The sequence below is a fragment of the Anaerophilus nitritigenes genome, assembly GCF_004138215.1.
In the GTDB taxonomy this organism is placed as follows: Bacteria; Bacillota; Clostridia; order Peptostreptococcales; family Thermotaleaceae; genus Anaerophilus; species Anaerophilus nitritogenes.
This window is the reverse complement of sequence record NZ_RYYS01000060.1, coordinates 1-2,371: the sequence shown is the minus strand read 5'-3', so window position 1 is coordinate 2,371 and position 2,371 is coordinate 1. Positions and strand designations below refer to the sequence as shown.

The following is a 2,371-nucleotide window of genomic DNA, read 5'->3' as shown; positions in this document are numbered from 1 at the left end:
TAATAATGTATGATTTTAACAATAGCTGTAAATAATACTGCTAAAGTGATTGTAAATATTTTCAATCTTTGCTTTTTTATGTTGAGGGGAACATGTCCCCTCTTAATCCATATAGGTTTATACATTTAATCACCTACTTTTGTTTTTTCTGACAATCTACACATAATACTTTTTTATATTTGTTGTAGCTGTACTTTGCTACTTTTTCGGTTGTTTCTGTATTACAATCTTTACACTTATATTTCTTTTCCTGTTTTGGTGTCTCTGTAGCCTCTTTTCCATGCTTATTTGTTGCGTCACTATCTTTTGTATCATCTATACAGAAAAGTCCATTTAAAGCATATTTACGAGCGTATGAAGATACTGAACCTGTAATCTGACTTGCATCCATACCCTTCTTAGATTCTTCTTCTCTTGCATAAGCTGTAACCGATATATTACTACTAGTATCCTCAGTATCTGTAATTGTTGCTGTAGCTTCAACATAGAATCTATTTCCTATCTGTATGATCTTATCCTTCAATGTAACTATAGCTTTTACTTCTGTAAGAATAGGTTTTAATGCTTCTAAAATATCTTCGCAACTTCTATAATTATAATTTCCAAACTTATTAAACTGGCTCTTTGGTGCTTTTAGCCTTAACTGTGTGTGCATTAATTTCTCTTGAATATTCATCTGCCTTCACTCCTTAAAAGCTCTTTCGTTTCCTCAAATTCTTCCCTACTGATTGGCTCCACGTCTTGATGAAAACATATCTCGCAGTATTTCTCATATGTTGTATTCATACCATCACCTAATCCTAAGTGATTCTGTTTGTTTTAACTCTGCCCCGATCACTTCTATCCCTTGTTTTAATGCATCCTTAATAGCTGCTTTGTCTATACTTTCAGTAACTACTTTGTACTCTTGAGGAATCAATTTAGCATCTTTTATATCAATGCTAGGAGGATTCTTTTGTATTGATAGAGTAAATACATTACCTTTAATTTTTTTTACTCCTATAGCCTTCATATTGCTATCTAAATACTCTTTTAAATTTGATACTCTACTTTCTAAAACTTTTCTACGATCAGACAATCTTTTTTCTTCTTCCTTAATTCCTTTTGCTTCAAGTTCAATAGATTTCATAACCTTGCATACATTTTCAGCTTTGATATTAAAATCTTCTTTGATTTCTTCTAAAGATTCTAAAACTATTTCTTGTGGTATTTCTGGATTTTCCAATAATTCTAATAGGTTTGTATAATTACTAGTAAGTTCATATAATTTCATCTTTTTACCCCCTTGTTATTTGCCCATTTTTCCTTTTGTAGCCTTGTAAATATTTCACTATCTATCTTTTCAGCCTGTTCTGTTGTAAGAAAAATATCTATTCCTTCAAATCTCAAAACTCTATATTTCTCTCCATTTAATTCGCTTTCTCGTTCCTCAGATAACTCTATCTTTGGATTTTCTGTATCTCTCAGATGGTAGGATATGCTTACAGATGGTCTCATTTTTTACTCCTCCTCTGTATAAAATCTTGAAAATCTGCTATAATACTACTAATTAATGTTTTTTCTAGTGACCTTTCTCAGATTGCCGTCTGATAAGGTCTTTTTTCTACTTGTCCAACTCAAAATCAACAAACCTTCCATCTTTACAGATTGCAATCAATCCTGCTTCTTGATACAGTCTTTCTAATGTTTCAATGCTAATCATTTATTGCACCCCCTCTCTCTACCTTTCTTTAAAAGTTCTTCAAACTTTTTACCACACATACTACAAATATGTCTTACTTGAAAATCTAGACTTGATATGATCTCTTCTGAATCTTCTTTGAATATTGGTTTCTTGCAAAATGCACATTCTGTTTTATGTTTCATGTTCTATCCTCCTTTAGTTTTTTGCCCCTATATGGTAAAATTTTGTAGAAAGGGGGTGAATATTATGGATAAAATCGGTCTTTCATATACAGAAATAGACGAGATATTAAAAAATGCTATATCTCCCGAAAAACCCGTAAGCTCTCATGCACTACGTAATGTCATAGTAACTGCTATAATAAAAAATAATGAGAAAATTTTAGAAGATATCAAAAAAATTCATGCTACCAAGTAAATTTTTCTTTTTCTAATTGAGAAAAAGTTATATTATTTATGTCATTAAATTTAAATGTATTAATTTTCTTTTGCTGTTCTAGAACTTGCCCTTCTAGTTCAGCTTCTTTCTTTTCTAATTCTTTAACTCTTTCCTCTAGCGATTTATCCATCTTGCTTCTCCTTTCTATGCTTGAAATACTTACTGCTATATTACATTTATTAGGATATTTATAGCATTTATTAAACAAGTTATTGATAAAAAAATATTTAATTTATATTGGAATCTCAT

At 30.4% G+C, this 2,371-nt stretch carries 6 protein-coding genes; 1 reads left to right on the top strand and 5 read right to left on the bottom strand.

Annotated features, from left to right (window positions below; all coding sequences use genetic code 11):
• Positions 1-133 precede the first annotated feature (133 nt).
• The 4 genes from EK368_RS08865 to EK368_RS14890 form a co-directional block, all read right to left on the bottom strand.
• Entirely contained in the window at positions 134-676 is a 543-nt protein-coding gene (locus tag EK368_RS08865) for an ERF family protein (protein WP_129598577.1), read from the bottom strand.
• Between the two features lie 114 nt (positions 677-790).
• Complete coding sequence (locus tag EK368_RS08860) at positions 791-1,273, bottom strand: siphovirus Gp157 family protein (RefSeq protein WP_129598576.1); 483 nt, start codon at positions 1,271-1,273, stop codon at positions 791-793.
• Positions 1,270-1,497, bottom strand: a complete 228-nt coding sequence (locus EK368_RS08855; RefSeq protein ID WP_129598575.1) for a hypothetical protein — start codon at positions 1,495-1,497, stop codon at positions 1,270-1,272. The genes EK368_RS08860 and EK368_RS08855 overlap by 4 nt, the downstream gene beginning before the upstream one ends.
• Positions 1,498-1,698: 201 nt before the next feature.
• Positions 1,699-1,866 carry a hypothetical protein gene (locus EK368_RS14890; RefSeq protein ID WP_165000393.1) on the bottom strand — a complete coding sequence of 56 codons (168 nt, stop codon included), beginning with the start codon at positions 1,864-1,866 and terminating at the stop codon, positions 1,699-1,701.
• A 64-nt stretch (positions 1,867-1,930) separates the two neighbouring features.
• Between EK368_RS14890 and EK368_RS14885 the strand changes: the two genes are divergently transcribed.
• Entirely contained in the window at positions 1,931-2,101 is a 171-nt protein-coding gene (locus EK368_RS14885; protein WP_165000392.1) for a hypothetical protein, read from the top strand.
• Here the strand turns inward: EK368_RS14885 and EK368_RS14880 are convergent.
• A complete protein-coding gene (locus EK368_RS14880; protein ID WP_165000391.1) occupies positions 2,091-2,252 on the bottom strand; it encodes a hypothetical protein in 162 nt (53 codons plus the stop codon). The two genes, EK368_RS14885 and EK368_RS14880, sit on opposite strands and share 11 nt — an antisense overlap.
• Between the last annotated feature and the right edge of the window lie 119 nt (positions 2,253-2,371).

Coding starts and splice junctions, on each gene's coding strand:
- EK368_RS08865 (WP_129598577.1), bottom strand. CDS start 676: ATGAATATTCAAGAGAAATTAATGCACACACAGTTAAGGCTAAAAGCA.
- EK368_RS08860 (WP_129598576.1), bottom strand. CDS start 1,273: ATGAAATTATATGAACTTACTAGTAATTATACAAACCTATTAGAATTA.
- EK368_RS08855 (WP_129598575.1), bottom strand. CDS start 1,497: ATGAGACCATCTGTAAGCATATCCTACCATCTGAGAGATACAGAAAAT.
- EK368_RS14890 (WP_165000393.1), bottom strand. CDS start 1,866: ATGAAACATAAAACAGAATGTGCATTTTGCAAGAAACCAATATTCAAA.
- EK368_RS14885 (WP_165000392.1), top strand. CDS start 1,931: ATGGATAAAATCGGTCTTTCATATACAGAAATAGACGAGATATTAAAA.
- EK368_RS14880 (WP_165000391.1), bottom strand. CDS start 2,252: ATGGATAAATCGCTAGAGGAAAGAGTTAAAGAATTAGAAAAGAAAGAA.